The organism is Methanohalophilus sp. WG1-DM (assembly GCF_004104135.1).
Taxonomy (GTDB): Archaea; Halobacteriota; Methanosarcinia; order Methanosarcinales; family Methanosarcinaceae; genus Methanohalophilus; species Methanohalophilus euhalobius.
Window position 1 is genome coordinate 1 of sequence record NZ_RRBA01000012.1, and the last position, 19,619, is coordinate 19,619.

At 42.6% G+C, this 19,619-nt stretch carries 24 protein-coding genes and 1 tRNA gene; all 25 read left to right on the top strand.

The window, feature by feature from the left end; all coding sequences use genetic code 11:
• Positions 1-228 (top strand): hypothetical protein (locus CI957_RS10760; protein ID WP_206631057.1); only part of this gene is annotated, 228 nt, incomplete at its 5' end.
• A 408-nt stretch (positions 229-636) separates the two neighbouring features.
• Positions 637-1,137, top strand: a complete 501-nt coding sequence (locus tag CI957_RS07900) for a nitroreductase family protein (RefSeq protein ID WP_164909070.1) — start codon at positions 637-639, stop codon at positions 1,135-1,137.
• Positions 1,138-1,187: 50 nt separating this feature from the next.
• Positions 1,188-1,676, top strand: coding sequence for a ferritin family protein (locus tag CI957_RS07905; RefSeq protein ID WP_096712406.1), 489 nt, complete (start codon positions 1,188-1,190; stop codon positions 1,674-1,676).
• Between the two features lie 18 nt (positions 1,677-1,694).
• Positions 1,695-2,897, top strand: coding sequence for an FprA family A-type flavoprotein (locus CI957_RS07910; protein WP_128754613.1), 1,203 nt, complete (start codon positions 1,695-1,697; stop codon positions 2,895-2,897).
• Positions 2,898-2,950: 53 nt separating this feature from the next.
• Complete coding sequence (locus CI957_RS07915; protein ID WP_128754614.1) at positions 2,951-3,226, top strand: ferredoxin-thioredoxin reductase catalytic domain-containing protein; 276 nt, start codon at positions 2,951-2,953, stop codon at positions 3,224-3,226.
• 45 nt (positions 3,227-3,271) lie between these two features.
• Positions 3,272-3,529: a DUF4405 domain-containing protein gene (locus CI957_RS07920; RefSeq protein ID WP_277749690.1), complete on the top strand. Its 258-nt coding sequence runs from the start codon at positions 3,272-3,274 to the stop codon at positions 3,527-3,529.
• 117 nt (positions 3,530-3,646) lie between these two features.
• Entirely contained in the window at positions 3,647-5,218 is a 1,572-nt protein-coding gene (serA, locus tag CI957_RS07925) for a phosphoglycerate dehydrogenase (protein ID WP_128754615.1), read from the top strand.
• 24 nt (positions 5,219-5,242) lie between these two features.
• Complete coding sequence (locus CI957_RS07930) at positions 5,243-5,725, top strand: hypothetical protein (protein ID WP_128754616.1); 483 nt, start codon at positions 5,243-5,245, stop codon at positions 5,723-5,725.
• Entirely contained in the window at positions 5,725-6,189 is a 465-nt protein-coding gene (locus CI957_RS07935; RefSeq protein ID WP_128754617.1) for a DUF2240 family protein, read from the top strand. Before CI957_RS07930 ends, CI957_RS07935 begins: the two co-directional genes overlap by 1 nt.
• A gap of 115 nt (positions 6,190-6,304) precedes the next feature.
• Positions 6,305-6,685: a 50S ribosomal protein L18e gene (locus CI957_RS07940; RefSeq protein WP_072360924.1), complete on the top strand. Its 381-nt coding sequence runs from the start codon at positions 6,305-6,307 to the stop codon at positions 6,683-6,685.
• Between the two features lie 16 nt (positions 6,686-6,701).
• Positions 6,702-7,121, top strand: a complete 420-nt coding sequence (locus CI957_RS07945) for a 50S ribosomal protein L13 (protein ID WP_128754618.1) — start codon at positions 6,702-6,704, stop codon at positions 7,119-7,121.
• A gap of 12 nt (positions 7,122-7,133) precedes the next feature.
• A complete protein-coding gene (locus tag CI957_RS07950; protein WP_072360921.1) occupies positions 7,134-7,538 on the top strand; it encodes a 30S ribosomal protein S9 in 405 nt (134 codons plus the stop codon).
• A gap of 8 nt (positions 7,539-7,546) precedes the next feature.
• Positions 7,547-7,735: a DNA-directed RNA polymerase subunit N gene (locus tag CI957_RS07955; RefSeq protein ID WP_096712414.1), complete on the top strand. Its 189-nt coding sequence runs from the start codon at positions 7,547-7,549 to the stop codon at positions 7,733-7,735.
• Positions 7,736-7,810, top strand: a tRNA-Pro gene (locus CI957_RS07960).
• Between the two features lie 168 nt (positions 7,811-7,978).
• A complete protein-coding gene (locus CI957_RS07965) occupies positions 7,979-8,161 on the top strand; it encodes a DNA-directed RNA polymerase subunit K (protein WP_096712415.1) in 183 nt (60 codons plus the stop codon).
• Between the two features lie 10 nt (positions 8,162-8,171).
• On the top strand, positions 8,172-8,900 hold the full coding sequence (gene rpsB / locus CI957_RS07970) for a 30S ribosomal protein S2 (protein ID WP_096712416.1): 729 nt from the start codon (positions 8,172-8,174) through the stop codon (positions 8,898-8,900).
• An 80-nt stretch (positions 8,901-8,980) separates the two neighbouring features.
• Positions 8,981-9,784 (top strand): MEMO1 family protein, encoded by an 804-nt coding sequence (locus CI957_RS07975; RefSeq protein WP_096712417.1) that lies wholly within the window; start codon positions 8,981-8,983, stop codon positions 9,782-9,784.
• A 25-nt stretch (positions 9,785-9,809) separates the two neighbouring features.
• A complete protein-coding gene (locus CI957_RS07980) occupies positions 9,810-10,727 on the top strand; it encodes a mevalonate kinase (RefSeq protein ID WP_096712418.1) in 918 nt (305 codons plus the stop codon).
• A complete protein-coding gene (locus CI957_RS07985) occupies positions 10,720-11,499 on the top strand; it encodes an isopentenyl phosphate kinase (protein WP_128754619.1) in 780 nt (259 codons plus the stop codon). The genes CI957_RS07980 and CI957_RS07985 overlap by 8 nt, the downstream gene beginning before the upstream one ends.
• A gap of 9 nt (positions 11,500-11,508) precedes the next feature.
• A complete protein-coding gene (fni, locus tag CI957_RS07990; RefSeq protein WP_128754620.1) occupies positions 11,509-12,606 on the top strand; it encodes a type 2 isopentenyl-diphosphate Delta-isomerase in 1,098 nt (365 codons plus the stop codon).
• A 61-nt stretch (positions 12,607-12,667) separates the two neighbouring features.
• Positions 12,668-14,011 carry an RNase J family beta-CASP ribonuclease gene (locus CI957_RS07995; protein WP_105460986.1) on the top strand — a complete coding sequence of 448 codons (1,344 nt, stop codon included), beginning with the start codon at positions 12,668-12,670 and terminating at the stop codon, positions 14,009-14,011.
• A 28-nt stretch (positions 14,012-14,039) separates the two neighbouring features.
• Positions 14,040-15,005 (top strand): polyprenyl synthetase family protein, encoded by a 966-nt coding sequence (locus CI957_RS08000; protein ID WP_128754640.1) that lies wholly within the window; start codon positions 14,040-14,042, stop codon positions 15,003-15,005.
• Between the two features lie 82 nt (positions 15,006-15,087).
• Positions 15,088-16,734, top strand: a complete 1,647-nt coding sequence (locus CI957_RS08005; protein ID WP_128754621.1) for a type II/IV secretion system ATPase subunit — start codon at positions 15,088-15,090, stop codon at positions 16,732-16,734.
• 6 nt (positions 16,735-16,740) lie between these two features.
• On the top strand, positions 16,741-18,657 hold the full coding sequence (locus CI957_RS08010; protein WP_128754622.1) for a type II secretion system F family protein: 1,917 nt from the start codon (positions 16,741-16,743) through the stop codon (positions 18,655-18,657).
• Between the two features lie 37 nt (positions 18,658-18,694).
• Entirely contained in the window at positions 18,695-19,597 is a 903-nt protein-coding gene (locus CI957_RS08015) for a hypothetical protein (RefSeq protein ID WP_128754623.1), read from the top strand.
• Positions 19,598-19,619: the final 22 nt, after the last annotated feature.

A 19,619-nucleotide genomic window follows, 5' to 3' on the forward strand; every position in this document is an offset into this window, starting at 1 on the left:
TTACAGGTATATCCTGGAATCTCAGGGGTGCTTGTCAGCCACCCGGACGAATGCTTAATTGACATTCAAGCCCCTTGCCGTAAGGGAGGGGTAGTTGACATCCTTGTATACAAATGCAAACCACAACAAAAAGGGAAACGCTGCCCTGCCGATAGCATAAATGTAGAACAGTTCTCCGGCTACAGAGATGAAATTGAATTGCAGTACTATGACCACCAGAGTAAATAATAGGATCAAAATCGAACCCAAAAAGATAAGTTTCAGCCTTCTTTTATTATCTATCGGGGTAGCCATGATAAGTGCAATAAAAGGTACAAGGTTCATAGGCAGATAGATCATCTATACCTATCTATATGATTATGATTATATTATTCAGGCAAATCTTCAGGTATTACTACTAAATATTCAGTAATTGCCGGATATTATATTTCATATGTTGCAACAACCTCGCAGCAATGTGTTTTTTAATAAGCATGCAATACATCCTCTTTTACTCAAAAAAACAATGTTTCTAAACTCATTTCTTCATTTTGTCTTAGTAAAATCAATAAAAAGAGTACAAAGGAAGCCTTTCAGGAAAAGTTATTTACATTTCAAAACAGAAGTTGTTTGCAGTCATTATTATGGGGGTATTTAGTGGAAGTTTTTGAAGCAATAGAGAAACGCACCAGCATCCGGCAGTTCCTTCCCCGCAAGGTCGCTGCCTATACTCTGGATAAAATACTTTATGCAGGCACCCAGGCACCGAACGCCTTTAACAGCGAACCCTGGGAGTTTATTCTTGTCAAAGAGGAGAAGCTAAGGGCACAACTCGCAGATATGAGAAAAAAGGCACCAGAGCAGCAGAAGGCCATCGAGACCGCGCCCGTTATTGTCGTGGTTTGTTATAACAAGAAGTTGGGGGACGAGGCTGTGGGTTCAACATATGCCTGCATAGAGAACATGCTGCTTGCTGCAACTGCTGAAGGACTGGCGGGGGTCACCCTTACATTCCATGGGAAAAAAATAATGGACATGTTCGCCATTCCGGATGGTTTTGATGTGGCAGCCGTAATTCCCATGGGATACCCTGCAGAATGTCCTGAAAAACCTTCTCGTGTGGCAGTAAGGGATAAAACGCACATAGATAAGTTTTAACTACTCACGTTATCAAATATACTAGCTACTGATTGTGGGAGTTGAATAAATTGCAAGATATACTCAAAGATGTAGATGTAGAACTCGAGAACATTAGGACGATTGAAGAAGCAGTGGAAATGGCGATTGCTCTGGAGGACCAGGGGTATGATTTCTATCTTGAAAGGGCTGAACTTTCCGGCAATCCCGGGGCAAAGAAAACCTATGAGTTCCTGGCCGAGGAAGAAAAGCACCATGCTCAATACCTTCACAAATTCCTTGAAGGAAAAGAAGTCGAAATACCTGAATCCAAGATACCTGATTTCCGTGGATCTTTGAACGTGGAATTCACAGAAAACAATCTGGAAGAGATCGGCATTATGCTTGGTGCACTGCGTTTTGAAAGAAAGAGTGAATATTTCTACCTTGAACTCGAAAAGAAAGCCACCGAAAGGGAAGAACAGGAATTTTTCAGCAAGATCGCCAAAGTTGAGCGTGACCACTATGAACTCATTGATGGTTTGCTGGATGAAGCTACCGGTTTCAGGATGCAGACATAAATTTGGCAGGTGAATTTTGTGGATACTCCAGAAGAGCCACTTGAAATTGCAGAAGGGGTTTACTGGGTTGGCGTAATCGACTGGAACCTGCGTGATTTCCACGGTTATGAAACTCCCCGCGGGGGCACATATAATGCTTACCTTATAGTAGATGAAAAGATCACCCTCATAGACACTGTAAAAGCATCCTTTGCAGACGAGATGATCGAAAGGATCAGCAGAATAGTGGACCCCGCAAAGATCGATTATATAGTAGCCAATCATGTGGAGATGGACCATTCCAGTGCCCTGCCACGGGTCATGGAAGTTGCTCCTAATTCCAAAATATTTGCCACAGAAAGGGGCAAAACAGGACTGAATGAATATTATGCCGAATCCGGATGTAGTGGCTGGAACTTTGAGACGGTGAAAACCGGGGATGAATTAAACACCGGCAAAAGGACCCTGATGTTTATTGAAGCGGTCATGCTCCACTGGCCTGACAGCATGCAGACTTACCTCAAAGAGGATAATATTCTCTTTTCCAATGATGCATTTGGCCAGCATATTGCCACCTCCAGGAGGTTCGATGACCAGGTAGAAGACGTGATGGAAGATGCCGCCATATATTTTGCCAATATACTGATGCCCTTTACATCCCGAATACTCAAACATCTTGAAACTGTCGGGAAACTAGGGTTACAGATAGACATGATAGCTCCATCCCACGGTGTTATCTGGCGCAACGATCCTCAACGGATAATCGATGCCTATGCAAAATGGGCTTCCGGGACAAGTGAGCAAAAAGTGCTTGTGATCTATGATACAATGTGGGGCAGCACCGAAATGATGGCAAAAGCAATTGCAGAAGGAGTGCGGGCATCAGGCACTGAGGTTGTCTTGTTCCACCTGCGCAAAAATGACTGGAGCATGCTCATCAGGGAATTAATGGAATGCCGGGTCTTTGCCCTTGGATCTCCCACAATGCACAATGGGATGTTCTTCACAATGGGTGGTTTCCTGACGTACCTGAAAGGTTTGCGCCCCAAAGACAAAAAAGTATCATTCTTCGGATCCTATGGCTGGGGTGGTGGTGCAATCAGACAGATGAAAGAGGCACTCAAGAATACCAAAATGGAATTTGTGGAAGACCCTTTGAAAGTGAAATTCAGACCTGAAAAGGAAGATTTAGAGGATTGCAGGCTACTGGGAATAAAGTTGGGTGAAATTGCCCGGTCCTGATTATTCCCAAATCTTTTTATTTATATTGAACAAACAATGCAAGGAGTGATATAATGAAATTCGAAGATGAACTTGAGATGGAATTCTATGAACGTTCCAAGAAAAATGCTGAAACTACCGGGTACAAACTTAATTCAGACTATGATGTTATCACCACGGCGGTAAAAAATATCGCTAACAATAAGCGCAAGTATGGTGAATGGTACTGCTTCTGCCAGAAAAGAACAGGGGATAAAGAAAAAGATAAGAAGATTATCTGTCCGTGTGCCCGTCGTGCCCGCGATGTTGAGACCCGTGGTGCATGCAAGTGTGGATTGTACATTAAGTAATGATATTAGAAGATTGCAAGTATAAACAGGTCCAAACTAAATTTCATAGTCGATCTTGCAATCCTTTTTCTTTTTTTGGTCGTTGCCTTTACAGGCTTTTATATGTATATATTTATTCCTTCAGGAGTACCACAGGGCCGTAACCAAATATATCTGGGTCTTACAAAAGCAACCTGGACGATGATAAATAGGGTTTCTATTATACTGACAATCGCTGTTCTGGTACATACTTTACTTCACTACAAATGGCTGTCATGCATGACAAGCAATTTCATAGGAAACCCTAAAGAGTGTGAAAAATAATCCTCTGCGATGGTTAGATATATTTATATGGGTGGTTCAATCTAAAGTCTGTGTTCACCGGAGGCTATCCGTTATATCGGTGTATTATATCATTGTTATCACATGGAGAATATTAAAATGAAGGTACTAGTCAGTGATTCGTTATCAGAGGAAGGAGTGGCAAAACTTGAAGAACATTTTGATGTGGAGGTTTCAACAGGCCTTTCCGAAGATGAGCTTGTTGAGAAGATCGGAGATTTTGACGCCCTTGTAATACGCAGTGGAACACAGGTTACTGCCAGGGTGATCGAAGCCGCGGATAAACTCAAGATTGTAGGGCGTGCAGGAGTTGGAGTCGATAATATTGATATTCCTGCAGCTACAGAGAAGGGAATCATTGTGGTGAATGCACCGGAAGGTAACATGCTTTCAGCTGCGGAACATACAATTGCAATGATGCTTTCGATGGCGCGCAATATACCACAGGCAAATGCTTCACTTAAAGCAGGTAAATGGGAGCGAAAAAAATTTTTAGGCGTTGAGGTAAATGGAAAGACCCTTGGGGTGATAGGCCTGGGCAGGATAGGTGCCGAAGTGGCCAAAAGAGCACAGGGACTTGAAATGAATATCCTTGCCTATGACCCGTTTGTAAATGAGGACAGGGCTAAAGAACTGGGCGTAGAACTGGCACCTGTAAAAGATATTGCAAAATGTGCCGATTTCATTACCGTACATACACCATTGACTAAGGAAACCCGCAATATCCTGGATACTGAAGAATTTGATCTTATGAAGCCTACTGCTAGGGTCATTAATTGTGCCCGTGGCGGAATAATCAATGAAGACGCACTAGGAGAGGCTCTTAAAAATGGCAAGATCGCGGGTGCTGCCATAGATGTCTTTACAAGTGAACCCCCTGAAAACTGTTCTTTTGTTGGATTGGAAAATGCTGTTGTAACCCCCCATCTTGGTGCATCGACCGAAGAGGCACAGGTCAATGTGGCTGTATCCGTAGCAGAAGAAGTGATATCTGTATTAAATGGCGGACCTGCCCGCAGTACGATCAATATCCCCTCTATAAAACCGGAAATAATGTCCACCATCTATCCCTATCTTGAACTTGCGGAGACCCTGGGAAGTGCAGTATCCCAGCTGATGGACGGCAACTATGAGAAAGTCGAAATTGCCTATAAGGGAGATGTTGCCGGCAAGGATACCCGCCATCTCACACTTGCGGCACTTAAAGGTGTACTGAAGACCATAATGGGTGCTGCTGTAAATTATGTAAATGCTCCTTCAATTGCTAAATCCCGGGACATTGAAGTCGTGGAGAGTAAATCCGAAAGAGTAGAAGAATATTCATCCAGCATAACAATCAAACTCAGCAAGGATTCCATTTCCAAGAGTATTACCGGTACGGTTGTAGAGGATGACTTGAGAATAATCATGATCGACGGGCAGAGGGTAGATCTTGCGCCTTCAGGTTACATGATCGTTTCTAACCACATTAACAGACCCAATGTAATCGGCCCTTGCTGCATAATACTGGGAAATCATGAGATCAATATTTCCGGCATGCAGGTCGGTCGTGTCCAAATATGTGGGAAAACCATCATGGCATTGAATGTAGATTCCGAAGTATCAGAGGATATCCTGGAACAAATTCGCCATGTTGATGGTATTATAGATGCCAAACTGGTGTCTCTCTAAGTAAAATAGAATTGACCCAAACACATGATGAAGAAAAGGATTTACCACCGGTTCCCACGCAGGGAGGTTCAGTTTGAACAAAAAAACCATTATCATGCGGATTTGCCCTATCTTGTGAAAGTGATGGCTAATACGGATGGCAGATTCGGCATGTTTATTACCGAATCTGTTACAAGAAGAGGTTACCGAATACAGGCAAAACGTGAACTCAAAGTTGAAATTGTCATGAATGGTATTGATTTTTCACCATTGAATTATCGTAATGCTGAGTCGGTTGTTGGCACAATTGAACCTGAAGGGATGGTGGATTTCCGTATCTCACTGAAATACAGTTATCTGGATGGTGAATATAGCAGGGTTCCTTTCAAAGGTGATGTCTTCCTGGTAAGGGCAATACTTGAAGGGGATGTCCTTACCCTTCGTATCAATCATATTGATGGACCCGGCAGAACCGAATGTGGAAGAATTGCTGATACAATTGTTGATGAATTAAGACGTGAATCCTGATGGATGAATTGAAGTATGTGGCAGCAGCTCCCTTCAAAAGGAATGAAGGCAGTTCAATGCTGCCACAGGATTTTGAATTTTCTCTCTCCTTTGACCTTAAGTGGATGACACCCGAACAGGCATCCAGAATACTGGATATTGCTTTAAATTCTCATTTGCTTTATATGGAAGATGAGCATTTGCACCCTGCATTTGATCCATCGACAGTTGATATCCCGAGAGGATTCATCCCTTCAAAAGACATCCTGCAACAGGTAACCCTTGTAGATCAGATTCTGGAATACATCGCATCCTGCAGTAATATGGATCTGAAACAGGTAGTATCACTTGTGAATAATCGGCATGAGAATCTTTCAGGTATGGTGGATGTTGAAGTTGCCGCCCTTATTATCGGAAGAGAGCTTGGTTGTGATATGGACAAATTCTATGAAAAGGTCCTGCAAAACGTTTCAATTAACGGTTGACTAATGCACAATCTTTATCTATTAGTAATTTAATTACACCCCACACTCCCTATCTATTCACCATGTTCGAACGCAAATTGTGCGTGAGTGAGAGATATTCTTGCAGAGGGACATTATGAGTAAAAAAACACAAAACAAAATTGAAAGGAAATCAGATCCAAGGGTTCCTTCCCTGATTGTCAGCCTTAAGGAACAGGCACGTCAGGAAGATGCTCCGATCTGGAGAGATATAGCCAGAAGATTGGAAAAACCAAGGAAGAATTATGCCGAGGTAAACCTTAGTAAACTCAACAGGAACGCAACAGAGGGCGAAATTGTTCTTGTTCCGGGAAAGGTACTTGGTGCCGGCACTCTGAAACGCTCCGTGGCTGTTGCAGCGCTTGGTTTCAGTGCATCTGCAAAGGAAAAAATCGCAGAAAATGGCGGCAGATGTGTCACTATTGAAGAGATTATGAACGAAAAACCGGCAGGCTCCGGTATCAGGATCTTGATCTAAAGGCAGGTGTTCTATAATGACAGTAATCGATGCAGATGGACTTATTATGGGAAGGCTTGCAAGCAAGGTTGCACATAGACTTCTTGCTGGTGAAACCATATCTATAGTCAACGCCGAGAAAGCTATAATCTCTGGAGCAAAAATAGCTACCTACGAAGATTACGAGCACAAAAGGTCACTTGGAAGCCATGAATTTGGCCCATTTTTCCCAAAAAGGGCAGATAGGATACTTAAAAGAGCTGTCAGGGGAATGCTCCCATACAAAAGAGCACGTGGTAAAGACGCTTTTGCACGCCTCAGGGTTTATATTGGCATACCTGAAGAATTTGGAAATGCTGAATTAGAGGCTGTAGAAGGAACAAATATCGACCGCCTGAGTACTGCAAAATATATTACCATCGGGGAATTGAGCAGAAAAATGGGTTCAAAATTCTAAGGAGAATCATAAATGACCAACAAAGTTTGTAATACTTCAGGGAAGAAGAAAACAGCCATTGCCCGGGCAACTGTCAGTAAGGGCGTTGGCAAAACCCGTGTTAACAAGAAACCTCTGGAAGTTTTAGAACCAGAATTTGTAAAACTTAAAATCATGGAGCCCCTCATGCTTGCTGAAGATGCCGCATCCGGCATTGATATCGATGTAACAGTAAGCGGAGGCGGAATTATTGGTCAGGCAAATGCAGTGCGTACCGCTATTGCAAGGGGTATTGTAGAGTGGACAAATGACACTGCTCTTCGTGATGCATACATGGCATATGACCGCAGTCTTCTGGTAAACGACTTCAGACAGAAAGAATCCAAGAAATTTGGCGGACCTGGCGCTCGTGCCAGATACCAGAAATCTTACAGGTGAAAGCATAAATGTTACCAGTTCGCTGTTTCACATGTGGCAAGGTAATTGCAAATTGCTGGGAAGATTACAAAAGGCGAGTTGAGCAGGGAGAAGCGCCTGCTGCCGTACTTGATGATCTGGGTATCACCCGCTACTGTTGCAGACGTATGATCCTTGCACACGTTGAACTTATCGATGTAGTTGCACCATACCAGTAAGGGACCGTAGGGTAGGCTGGACCATCCTTCGGCGTTCGGGACGCCGGTACCTGAGTTCGAATCTCAGCGGTCCCATCCCTTTATACTAAAGGAATTGGTAAGTGTATGAATAGTTAGCAAACCACATTCGGAGGGACTCCGAATATCCCTATATATTTCCGATTAATATTGATAAATGGACTTTTCTAGATCCAGTAAATTCCACGTCATCCATCCTATTGTAACTTCTGCCAGGGTGATTAATTGAGCAAAGAGAAATTTACAAAGTATGAACGTGCGAGAATCATTGGAGCCAGGTCCCTACAGATTTCAATGGAAGCTCCTGTACTGATTGATATCGACAGCAATGATTCCTTACAAATCGCTAAGTTTGAATTTGAAAAGGGTGTCATCCCTATTACAGTAAAAAGAGATATTTCATCATGAGGTGAACTTTATGGAAGAAGATCAGGTTATTGAAGAAACATTAGATGAACAGGTTGAACAAAAGGTGGAGGAGGCTCCTGTAGAAGCAGAAACTCCAAATGTCGAAACTACAAAAGAGGAAACAACAGAAGCAGCTGATCCGGAAGGTCCTGCACCGGATTCAACTTCCCTTGTTCCGATAGACGAGTATCTTGCATCCGGAGTACACATCGGTACCCAGCAGAAGACACAGGATATGATGAAATTTGTATATCGTGTGCGTACAGATGGTCTTTATGTTCTGGACATACAGGCTACAGATAGCAGAATAAGACAGGTCTCTCACTTCCTTTCAAAATACGATCCTGCAAAAATACTGGTCGTGTCCGCAAGGCAGTACGGCCAGTTCCCTGCCAAAATGTTCTCCAAAGCAATTGGAGCAAAATCAATGGTAGGACGTTTTATCCCGGGTACCTTAACCAATCCTTCAATTGAAGGATTCTGCGAGCCCGATGCAATAATGGTTACCGATCCTGCAGGTGATGCACAGGTAATCAAAGAAGCTGTCAACATCGGAATTCCAGTTATAGGACTTTGTGATACCAATAACATGATATCAAATGTTGATCTGGTAATCCCAACAAACAATAAGGGACGTAAAGCACTTTCCCTCATATACTGGCTTCTTGCAAGGGAAATCTCAAAAGAAAAGGACATTCCATTCAATTATACCATGGAAGACTTCGAAGCAGGTCTGTAAGTCTCCCGGTTAATTCCGGGAATAACTTGCTCCCATCCATATCACTTATATAATTATTCCCTCCTAACCGTAAGAGGGGTATTATTATGAGACAGCCAACAGTAGCAGGCCAGTTCTATCCTCTGGGTATCAAACCCCTCAAGAAAGAGCTGAGCCATTGTTTCAAGGATTTGGAATTGGTCAGCGAGGATGCATATGGTATAGTTGTTCCTCATGCAGGATACATGTTTTCAGGCCCGGTGGCGGCTTATGCCTATTCGAAGTTGCCAAAGGCAGACACCTATGTAATATTCGGTCCCAATCATACGGGATATGGATCTGCAGTGGCACTATCAACTCAAACCTGGTCCACTCCTCTGGGAGATATTGAAGCCGATGAGAATATGGGAGAAATGCTTGCAGGATCAATAATCGACATGGATGAAGTTGCCCATATGTACGAACATTCAATCGAGGTCCAGTTGCCTTTCCTGCAGTATCGTTTCGGTGATTCATTCAAAATTCTTCCAATATGCATGGGTTTGCAGGATATAGATACTGCCCGGGAAGTCGGTTTGGAAGTTGCAAAAGCTGCGGAGAAATCCGGGAAGAAAGTGGTGTTTATAGCATCAAGTGACTTCACCCATTACCAGCCACATGAAACCGCAAAAGAGACAGATATGTATCTGATTGACTCACTGTTAAATATGGATGTTGAGGAATTTGACCGCAGACGAGAAGAACTTTCCGCAACTGCATGTGGATATGGACCCATTGTAGCAATGTATACTGCAGCAGAATATATGGGAGCAAACACTGCAGAATTACTGAAATATGCTACAAGCGGAGATATGACCGGGGATTATTCAGCAGTTGTTGGATATGCAGCCATACTTGTGAAATGATCCAGTAAAGGGAAAAAGAATTCATATGATAACCTGTTCAGCACCGGCAAAGGTGTACCTTTTTGGGGAACACGCCGTCGTTTATAATGAGTCGGCTATTTGCTGTGCTGTAAATATTCGTACCAGGGTAAATATTGAATATTCAGAAAATATTGTGATCAATTCATCCCTTGGGACTACAGGTATTGATTATGAAATTCATCCCTATGTATCTGCCGTTGTGGAAAAAATAAGAAAAAAATCGCCGTATAGAGGAGTATCAATATCCATTGAATCGGATATCCCTGTGGGCTCAGGGCTTGGCTCCTCTGCGGCGGTAGTTGTGGCTACGATTTGTGCTTTTAACAATCTTTTAAAACTTGGAATGGATAAGGAATCCATAGCATCCTTTGGACATTCAATCGAAAAAGAAATACAGGGAGCTGCAAGTGCTACGGACACCTATGTATCTACAATGGGTGGGACCGTTGCAATACCTGCACGACAGCATCTGAAAAATCCCCTATGTAACCTGATAATAGGTAACACCAATGTGTTTTCCTCCACAGGACAACTTGTAGCGAAAGTCGCATCTCTTAAAAGTATATATCCGGAAGTTATCACCCCCATTCTTTCTACTATAGGAAAAGCGTCTTTGAGAGGAGAAAGCCTTCTGGAAAATGAGGATTACAGGTCACTTGGGGAACTTATGAATGTAAATCAGGGTTTACTTGAAGCAATCGGTGTGGGTTGTGATGAACTTTCCAGACTTATCCACTCAAGCAGAACTGCCGGTGCACTTGGTGCCAAGATTACCGGAGCAGGAGGCGGTGGATGTATGGTTGCCCTTGCAGAAAATGAGAATATTGATGCCATATCCAGAGAGATCAAAAACGCTGGCGGAATCCCCATCGTAACAGGAGTTACGGATTCAGGTGTAAGGGTGGATTTTGATAATGAATGAGAAAACTAACGATATTACCGTATTGAAAATCGGCGGTAGTGTCATCACGGACAAGAGCAGTGATGAAGGAGTAGCCAAAGAAAAATCTATAATGCGAATTGCCCGTGAAATTTCTTTCTTTGAAGGTCGTCTTATTATTGTACATGGTGCCGGTTCATTCGGCCATCCCCAGGCACAACGGTACGCCCTTGCAGACAAATTTTCCGCGGAAGGCTCCGCAGTCACCCACAGATCGGTCGCCTCATTAAATGAATCGTTTGTAAATGCTCTTGCACAAATGAATGTTAATGCAGTAGGAGTACATCCCATGGGATGTGTTGTAGCAAAGAACGGGCGCATATCCGAATCATTCCTCCCTGCACTGCAAATGATGCTTGAAAAAGGAATTACACCGGTACTTCATGGCGATGTTGTAATGGACACTATAAAAGGTTCTTCAGTAATCTCCGGGGATCAGATAGTTCCTTATCTTGCTTCAAAACTCAATGCATACAGGATAGGTGTGGGAAGCGCAGAAGATGGCGTACTTGATGAACATGGCCATCCCATTCCACTAATTACTCCGGATAATTTTGAAGTTGCCAGTAGGCATATAGGAGGATCGGAGAATACCGATGTAACCGGCGGAATGCTGGGCAAGGTAAAAGAGATGCTTGAGATGTCCCGGCAAACCAAAGTACCTTCTTACATCTTCAATGCCAATGCATGCGGTAATGTAATGAGTTTTCTGAGAGGGGAAATGATAGGTACTGTAATTAAAGACAGGGCTTGAATAATTGGGATTTTTATGAGTACTTCCAGCAGAAAACTAGAACATATGCAACTTTGTGCCCAGCAACAGGTTGAATCCAGAAAAGCCGGACCAGGATTTAAGGACGTAAAACTTGTCCACCGTGCACTCCCGGAGATGGACATGGATTCAATGGATATTTCCACGAGTTTTCTGGGAAAAAAACTGGATGCACCTTTCATGATAGCCTCTATTACAGGCGGCCATCCCGATACGACACCGGTAAATGCGGCACTTGCAGAAGCCGCCGAAGAAACCGGTATTGGAATAGGTGTAGGAAGCCAGAGAGCTGCCATAGAAGATACGGTTCAGGAAGAATCATTCAGTGTAGTAAGGGATAAGGCTCCTAATGCTTTTGTTTATGGTAACATTGGAGCGGCCCAGGTCAAGGAATACGGTATAGAAGGTGCAGAAAAACTTGTTGAAATGCTTGATGCTGATGCCCTCGCTGTACACTTGAATTTCCTTCAGGAAGCAATTCAACCCGAAGGTGACAGGGATGCCACCGGATGTATTGGAGCAATCGAAGAGATATGTTCAATCGATGTACCAATTATAGTAAAAGAAACCGGGGCAGGTATTTCCCGGGAAGATGCCCTGCTATTGAAAGAAGCCGGAGTAGCGGCTATCGATGTGGGCGGTGCCGGTGGGACCAGCTGGGCCGGTGTGGAAGTTTATCGTGCCAAACAGAGAGGAGACCGTATTTCTGGCCATCTAGGAGAACTTTTCTGGGATTTTGGAATTCCAACTATCCCCTCCCTGATTGAATGTCGTGTGTCTCTTCCTCTCATAGCTACAGGGGGCGTACGTACCGGAATTGATATTGCCAAATCCCTTGCAATTGGAGCAAACCTGGCCAGTGCAGCCCTGCCTTTCGTGGCCCCGGCCCTTAAAGAAGGGGATTCTGTAAAACAACGTCTTGAATTAATGTTTGAGGAACTGAAAGTTGCAATGTTCCTCTGTGGCTGTCCTGATATTGAAAGCCTGCGGACCTCATCGTCCGTGGTGCTTCAGGGTGAGACCCTTGAATACCTGGACCAGCGAGGCTTTGACATCCGCGATATTGAATTACGTTCTAAATTACTTTGAGATTATTACTGAATCAAGATCATTAAATTAAGAAATTGAAAATCATTAAAGAGGACTATATATGACAGAACTAGGGATTGTTGCAGTAGGCGGTTACAATGAAATGGGCCGTAACATGACTGCCATAAGAGTTGATGACAAGATCATCATAATTGACATGGGACTACGTCTGGATAGGGTGCAAATCCATGAGGACGTAGAAATTGATAAAATGCATTCTCTTGAGTTAATTGAGATGGGTGCTATCCCTGACGACACAATAATGAAAGAGATTGACGGGAATGTATGTGCAATTGTTTGCACACACGGCCACCTTGATCACATAGGTGCTATTTCAAAACTGGCACACAGATATGCAGCTCCGATAATCGGAACGCCGTACACCTCTGCCCTGATACAACACCAGATTGATTCTGAACGCAAGTTTGGTGTGAAGAACAGGATAATATCCGTAAAGGCCGGCGGCACATATCAGGTTAGTGATGAGGTCTCAATCGAAATGATAAGGGCCCAGCACAGTATCATAGATGCGGTATTCGTTGCAGTCCATACTCCCAGGGGTGCCATTTTGTATGCATGCGATTTTAAACTCGATCGTACACCTACCCTCGGAGAACCTCCGGCATTTGACAGGTTAAGGGAACTTGGCAAGGAAGGTGTTGTGGCCATGATTGCCGAAAGTACAAATGCGACAAGGGCAGGTAAAACCCCTTCCGAAAGAATAGCCCATGATATGGTTCGTGATGTATTGCTTGGAACGGAAGAATCCGATGTGGGCATGATAATAACTACTTTCGCATCCCATATTGCCCGTCTGAATTCTATAATGCAGTTTGCTACAGAAATGAAGAGGACCCCAATCCTGCTTGGACGCTCTATGGACAGATATGTGAATACTGCCCGTGAACTGGGATACATCGAACTTCCGAAGAAAACAGAAATATACGGTAACCGCAAAGATATTGACAAGGCATTCAAGAAGATAATGGATAAAGGTAAGGACAAATACCTCCCAATCGTTACAGGCCACCAGGGTGAACCGGGTGCAATTCTTTCCAGGGTTGCCAATGGTGATACTGCCTATAAAATAGAATCCGGAGATAAGGTAATTTTCTCAGCAAACACAATCCCTACCCCGATGACACAGGCAAACAGGTATGCTCTTGAGACAAAACTCAAAATGAAAGGAGCACGTCTGTATGATAATGTCCATGTTTCCGGACATGCATACCGTGAAGACCACTGGGAATTAATAAGACTCGTTAATCCTGAAAATGTAATTCCTGCACACGGCAACATCGATATGCACAGTGCCTATATAGAAATGGCTGAAGATGCAGGCTATGAACTAGGTCACACACTTCATCTATTGAGAAACGGAGAAGAATTATATCTTGAAGATTAAACCTGCAATCATAATTGGTTGGGATAATATGGATTTAATTGATGAATTGAAAAAACGCAGTACCCTGGTCGATGAATCTATAGAGGAATTTTTGCCCATCGACCACCCGGAGGAATTGTACCGTGCAACGCGGTACCTTCCGGATGCCGGAGGGAAAAGACTTCGCCCGGCAATCCTCATGCTTTCTGCTGAAGCAGTGGGTGGAGATTCTGATTCCGTGCTCCCTGCTGCTGTTGCCCTTGAACTTATCCATAATTTCACACTTATACACGATGACATTATGGATAGGGATGATATTCGCCGCGGAATGGCGGCACTTCATGTGAAATGGGGCACTGCAGGAGCAATTCTGGCCGGTGACACCCTTTATTCCCGTGCCTTTGAGATCATTTCAAAAATGGATGCCGACCCACAGAAATTACTCAAATGTGTGGCCTTATTGTCCCGTACCTGTACCGAAATCTGTGAAGGGCAGTGGCTGGATGTTGATTTCGAAAAAAGGGATGTTGTGGATGTGGCCGAATATCTGGAAATGATAGAAAACAAAACATCTGTGCTTTATGGTGCTGCTGCCAAAGTGGGTGCTATCCTTGGAGGAGCATCCGATGAAGTTGCTGATGCAATGTACGAATTCGGCCGCCTTACAGGCATCAGTTTCCAGATACATGATGATGTTATTGATCTGGTTACTCCGGAGGAAATTCTGGGTAAATCTAGAGGTAGTGACCTGAAAGAAGGCAAAAAGACCCTTATTGCACTTCATGCCCTGAATAATGGCGTTGAACTGGAATGCTTTGGCAAAGCGGATGCGACCCAGGATGAGATCAACGATACAGTCGCAAAACTTGAAGAATCAGGAACGCTTGCCTATGTCAGGGAAATGGCTGATAACTATCTTGAGGATGGTAAAAGCAAACTTGACTTGCTGGAAGATTCCCCGGCAAAAGAGACATTGGTCGAAATTGCCGATTATATGGTCAGTAGAGAATACTGACCGTCTTTTTTTTGTGAAAAATATATATATTATTCTCCCCATTTTAACTTGAGTTATACTTTATTCTTTCAAGGAGAATGGTATGAAAGATTTGGCGCATAGGATAGAAGAGTATAATCAGGCATGCCTATATAACAGGTCTTTTCTTGATAAATTACAGTTTTGGAAAAAGGACCCTGAATCAATACCTGCTTATGAGCCTGAAATCCATGGTGACCTGGTAGATTTTGAGATTCCAGGAGGATATGAGGAAATTGAACGCTATTGGGTTGATGAACTCTATGTCTTCGTAAGCATTCTCAAAAGACTGGGTATATACCGCTATGTGGTTGTGGAACCTTCACTTTCTGTGTATGAGAAAGATATCCTGGAGCGCACCTATAGCGATCTGAAAGATATTCTTACAATCGATGATACACCCTGTGCCGATGCAGATAGAGATGTTATCCTTGTTTCAAAGGCACTTTCTCTTTTCAAACGTTACCGTATTCCGCTGGAGGTTTCTTCTGAATACAGGATCCTTTACTACCTGAGGCGTAATTTTCTGGGATTTGGAAGAATCAATCCTCTTATGATGGATTCTGATATTGAAGATATTTCATGTGACGGGGTAGATATTCCCATATATCTTTATCACCGAAAATATCTGAATATCGAAACAAATATTTCATATACTGAAGACAAACTTAACTCTTTTGTGATTACTCTCTGCCAGCGATCAGGAAAACACATCTCAGTAAGTGAACCGCTTGTTGATGCTACTCTTAACGACGGATCGAGACTGCAGGCTACTCTGGGCAAGGAAATTACTACCAGGGGCAGTTCTTTTAGTATACGTAAGTTCAGGGGAGACCCGATTACTCCTGTAGATCTTATCAATTTCGGAACCTGTAATCTGGAAATGATGGTATACTTCTGGCTGGCAATTGAAAACGGTTTCAGTGCCATTTTTGCAGGAGGAACGGCTTCGGGTAAAACCACAATGCTTAACGCGATCTCATTGTTCATGCCACCGCTTTCCAAAATAGTGTCCATCGAGGATACCAGGGAAATCATGATGTACCATGACAACTGGATAGCAAGTGTTACCAGGGATTCTATAGGCAGAAGCGGAGCTGGAGAGGTTTCAATGTATGACCTTCTCAAATCTGCTCTCCGCCAGAGACCAGAAACCCTGATTGTAGGAGAAGTCAGAGGCAAGGAAGCTCTTATACTTTTCCAGGCCCTTTCAACCGGGCATACAACCTATTCCACAATACATGCAGGTGATGTTCAGACGGTGGTTAACAGACTTGAAAATGAACCTATCAATGTACCGCATGCAATGCTCCAGTCCCTGGACATCCTCTGTATACAAAGACAGGTATACGTGGATGATAAAAGAGTACGCAGACTGGATAACCTGGTCGAATTTACAGGAATTGATCCCAAGAGCGGAGATATAAGAATCAATGAATTATACCAGTGGGATTCTACCAAAGATGAATTTTTACACAATGGGCAATCCAATGTATTAAAACTCATCGTGCAGAAAAAAGGTTGGTCTGCCCATAAATTGCGGGAAGAAACGCAGAATCGCCATATGATCCTGGAATATCTTCTGGACCATGACATCAGAGATTACATAAGCATTTCACTACTGGTGAAAACCTATGCAACATCTCCTGAAATCGTGCTGGATGCAATTGAAAATGATGCTCTTGTAGACCTGCTGCAGCAGGAAAGGTGATTTTTGATGATGCCTTTTCAGGATATTGCATACAGGTTATTCGGTAAACACGCATTCCAAAAAAAAGATGAGTATCCGAAATTATGTCATTCCCTGAAAAGTGCACGTTTTGCCATTCCTGCAGATCAATATATATCAACAGGATATCTCTATTCCCTAATTTCTTTTTGCGTCACAGGTATTATATTTTATTTTATTGCATCGCGCCTTTTCGAAATTCTTGATCTATCCATCATCGATGATATGCGCATAATTGCTCTTCTATCATCCATGATTATAGCCCTCTTATTTTCCACGATTCTGTTTAATATCCAGATGAAACTCCCGCTCCTCTGGGCAAGTAATCGCAAGGCTTACCTTGACCAATCATTAACCCACGCTGTAGCATACCTGTACGCATTGAGCAAAGGTGGGGGGATGAGTCTTTTTGATATATTTAAATCATTAAGCCAGCAGAGGCATATTTATGGAGTCGCTGCAGATGAATTTGGATACATAGTCAGGGATATGGAATACTTTGGCTATGACATGCTCACAGCACTGAAAAATGCAAAAGAGAATTCTCCCTCTGAAAAATATAAGAATTTCCTGGATGGCATGCTCTCAATTATTTCCAGTGGGGGAGATGTTATTTCATATCTAAAAAATAAAAGTGAACAATATCGTTTTCTTGCAATCAGGGAACAGAAGACCTTCCTTGAAACACTCGCAATACTTGCGGAAGTTTATGTAACAGTATTCGTAGTGGGCCCTGTTTTTCTCATAACGATACTTATCGTATTGGGCTTTATGGGATCGAATTCATTAGACGTACTGTACATTTTAGTTTATGTCCTCATACCGATAGGCACAGTTTTATTCATAGTTTTCTTATCCACAATATCGGATAACCTGGAAGGAAGAAGCATTCAAACTTCACAGCAAATTTTCAATGAATTTGATAATGTCAGAGTGAATGAATATACAACTATCGATGAAAAGATGTTGAAAAAAATTTCCTGGAACTGCACGATATATAACATTATTGATAAAGTAAGTAATCCTATTAAGTGGTTGACCCGTAAACCTCATTATTCTTTAATATTGAGTATTCCTGCAGGTCTGATTTGCATATTATATGGAAACCTGACCATATTGTCATCACTCGATTTTTCAAGCATCAGTTTAAGTTACATCAATGTAGAGGCAGCTGCTGCAATCGATGATTACATTGTGTTTGCATTTATTATCATAAGTGTTCCTTTTATTGTATTTTATGAATCAAAGAGAAGATGGGTTTTGAAAGTTGAAAATGAAATGCCCGAATTCTTGAAAAAACTTGCAAGTATCAATGAAGCAGGAATTCGCCTCTCCAGCGCAATATCCCTGGTTTCACGTTCAAAAATCGGAGTCTTGAATACAGAAATTAAAAGAATGGCTTCCCATCTTTCCTGGGGTGGCAATCTTGAGGAAGTTCTCAAAAAGTTTGAATACAGGGTCAGGACTGAATTTAACAGCCGAATTATTACTTTAATCATACGGGCCAGCGAATCTACAAGCGATGTTATCAGTGTACTCAACATCGCTGCATCAGAAGCCGATATGCAGAATCAGCTCAAAAAGGAACGCTCAGCTGAAATGACAGTATATGTATTCATAGTCTATATCGCTTTTCTGGTGTTTCTTTTCATTGTTTATGTGCTTGCTGCCTACTTCCTTCCGGCAGTACCTTCTTCTGCGGGAGATGCAGTGGCAGGCATGCCTTTGAATATTCAATTTGACATGGATGCCTATATATTGCTTTTCTTCCATGCATCCCTTATACAGGGCGTGTGTTCCGGGCTGGTTGCCGGGAAGATGGGGTCTGGCAGTGTTTTGGCGGGCGTGAAACATTCACTGTTCCTGGTATTGATAGCTTATATCACCTTTACACAATTCATCTAAAACAGGATAAACATGTAAGCAGGAGTAATGGAACTATATGAATTCAGTGAAACAGTTTTTCAAATCCGAATCTGCAGTATCAACAGTAGTTTCATTTGTCCTTTTACTGGGCCTTTTTGTGACAGTACTGGCTGTCTTTAATGCTCATTACATACCTGAATGGAAAGCAGATGCTGAAAAAGCCCATATGGATGATGTCTATGATGACATGTCCCAGTTAAAAGCCCGGGCCGATATGCTTTCCCTTGCCAGTTCCCTTGATGAAGATAGCACTGTTTCTTTGAGTATACCCATTAAGATGGGAGGAGGAGATATTCCCATAGTGGGTCCCACCAAATCAAGTGGCGTACTGTCGGTGAATGATGATGATAATTTCAGGATCAGTATTGAAGGATTGAATACTACAAATTCTACAAATCAGTTAGTAATTTCTGATTCTTATTTTCCTGGTAATATTCGTTATGCTTCAAATAATGGTTATTACGTTGACCAAACCTTTGCCTATGAAAACGGTGCTGTGATCGTGTCACAAAGGGAAAGATCCCTTATGAAAATGGACCCGTCCATTTCAATTAAAAACCAATCTGGAACCCTATTAAAAGTTGATTTAACGCTAATGGAAATTACCGGGGATAGGGTAGTGATTACCAGCAACGGTATTGAAGAAGTTAAACTTACAGGTAATGATTGGGTTGAGGAGTTTAATTCAACTAAAAATGAGTCTCTTACCAACCTTACAATTTCTATGAATACCAGTTATCCTTCAGCATGGGCAAAATATCTCAATGACTCTGCTAAAAGTGAAGATCTTGCTTACCCAAGCGACTATAATGTTGATGAAGGCGAAGATTATGTAATCTTCAATTTAAATTCATCAGATAGCAATATCGATTTTCATCTTAACAAGGCAACAGTGGATGCAAGGGTTGGAACATTCTAATCTATTGGCAGATAGTTTTTTA

Bases quoted from the DNA above. Each gene is read 5' to 3' on its own strand.
- CI957_RS07915 (WP_128754614.1), top strand. From the start codon at position 2,951: ATGAAATTCGAAGATGAACTTGAGATGGAATTCTATGAACGTTCCAAG.
- serA (WP_128754615.1), top strand. From the start codon at position 3,647: ATGAAGGTACTAGTCAGTGATTCGTTATCAGAGGAAGGAGTGGCAAAA.
- CI957_RS07930 (WP_128754616.1), top strand. From the start codon at position 5,243: ATGATGAAGAAAAGGATTTACCACCGGTTCCCACGCAGGGAGGTTCAG.
- CI957_RS07935 (WP_128754617.1), top strand. From the start codon at position 5,725: ATGGATGAATTGAAGTATGTGGCAGCAGCTCCCTTCAAAAGGAATGAA.
- CI957_RS07940 (WP_072360924.1), top strand. From the start codon at position 6,305: ATGAGTAAAAAAACACAAAACAAAATTGAAAGGAAATCAGATCCAAGG.
- CI957_RS07945 (WP_128754618.1), top strand. From the start codon at position 6,702: ATGACAGTAATCGATGCAGATGGACTTATTATGGGAAGGCTTGCAAGC.
- CI957_RS07950 (WP_072360921.1), top strand. From the start codon at position 7,134: ATGACCAACAAAGTTTGTAATACTTCAGGGAAGAAGAAAACAGCCATT.
- CI957_RS07955 (WP_096712414.1), top strand. From the start codon at position 7,547: ATGTTACCAGTTCGCTGTTTCACATGTGGCAAGGTAATTGCAAATTGC.
- rpsB (WP_096712416.1), top strand. From the start codon at position 8,172: ATGGAAGAAGATCAGGTTATTGAAGAAACATTAGATGAACAGGTTGAA.
- CI957_RS07980 (WP_096712418.1), top strand. From the start codon at position 9,810: ATGATAACCTGTTCAGCACCGGCAAAGGTGTACCTTTTTGGGGAACAC.
- CI957_RS07985 (WP_128754619.1), top strand. From the start codon at position 10,720: ATGAATGAGAAAACTAACGATATTACCGTATTGAAAATCGGCGGTAGT.
- CI957_RS07995 (WP_105460986.1), top strand. From the start codon at position 12,668: ATGACAGAACTAGGGATTGTTGCAGTAGGCGGTTACAATGAAATGGGC.
- CI957_RS08000 (WP_128754640.1), top strand. From the start codon at position 14,040: ATGGATTTAATTGATGAATTGAAAAAACGCAGTACCCTGGTCGATGAA.
- CI957_RS08005 (WP_128754621.1), top strand. From the start codon at position 15,088: ATGAAAGATTTGGCGCATAGGATAGAAGAGTATAATCAGGCATGCCTA.
- CI957_RS08010 (WP_128754622.1), top strand. From the start codon at position 16,741: ATGATGCCTTTTCAGGATATTGCATACAGGTTATTCGGTAAACACGCA.
- CI957_RS08015 (WP_128754623.1), top strand. From the start codon at position 18,695: ATGAATTCAGTGAAACAGTTTTTCAAATCCGAATCTGCAGTATCAACA.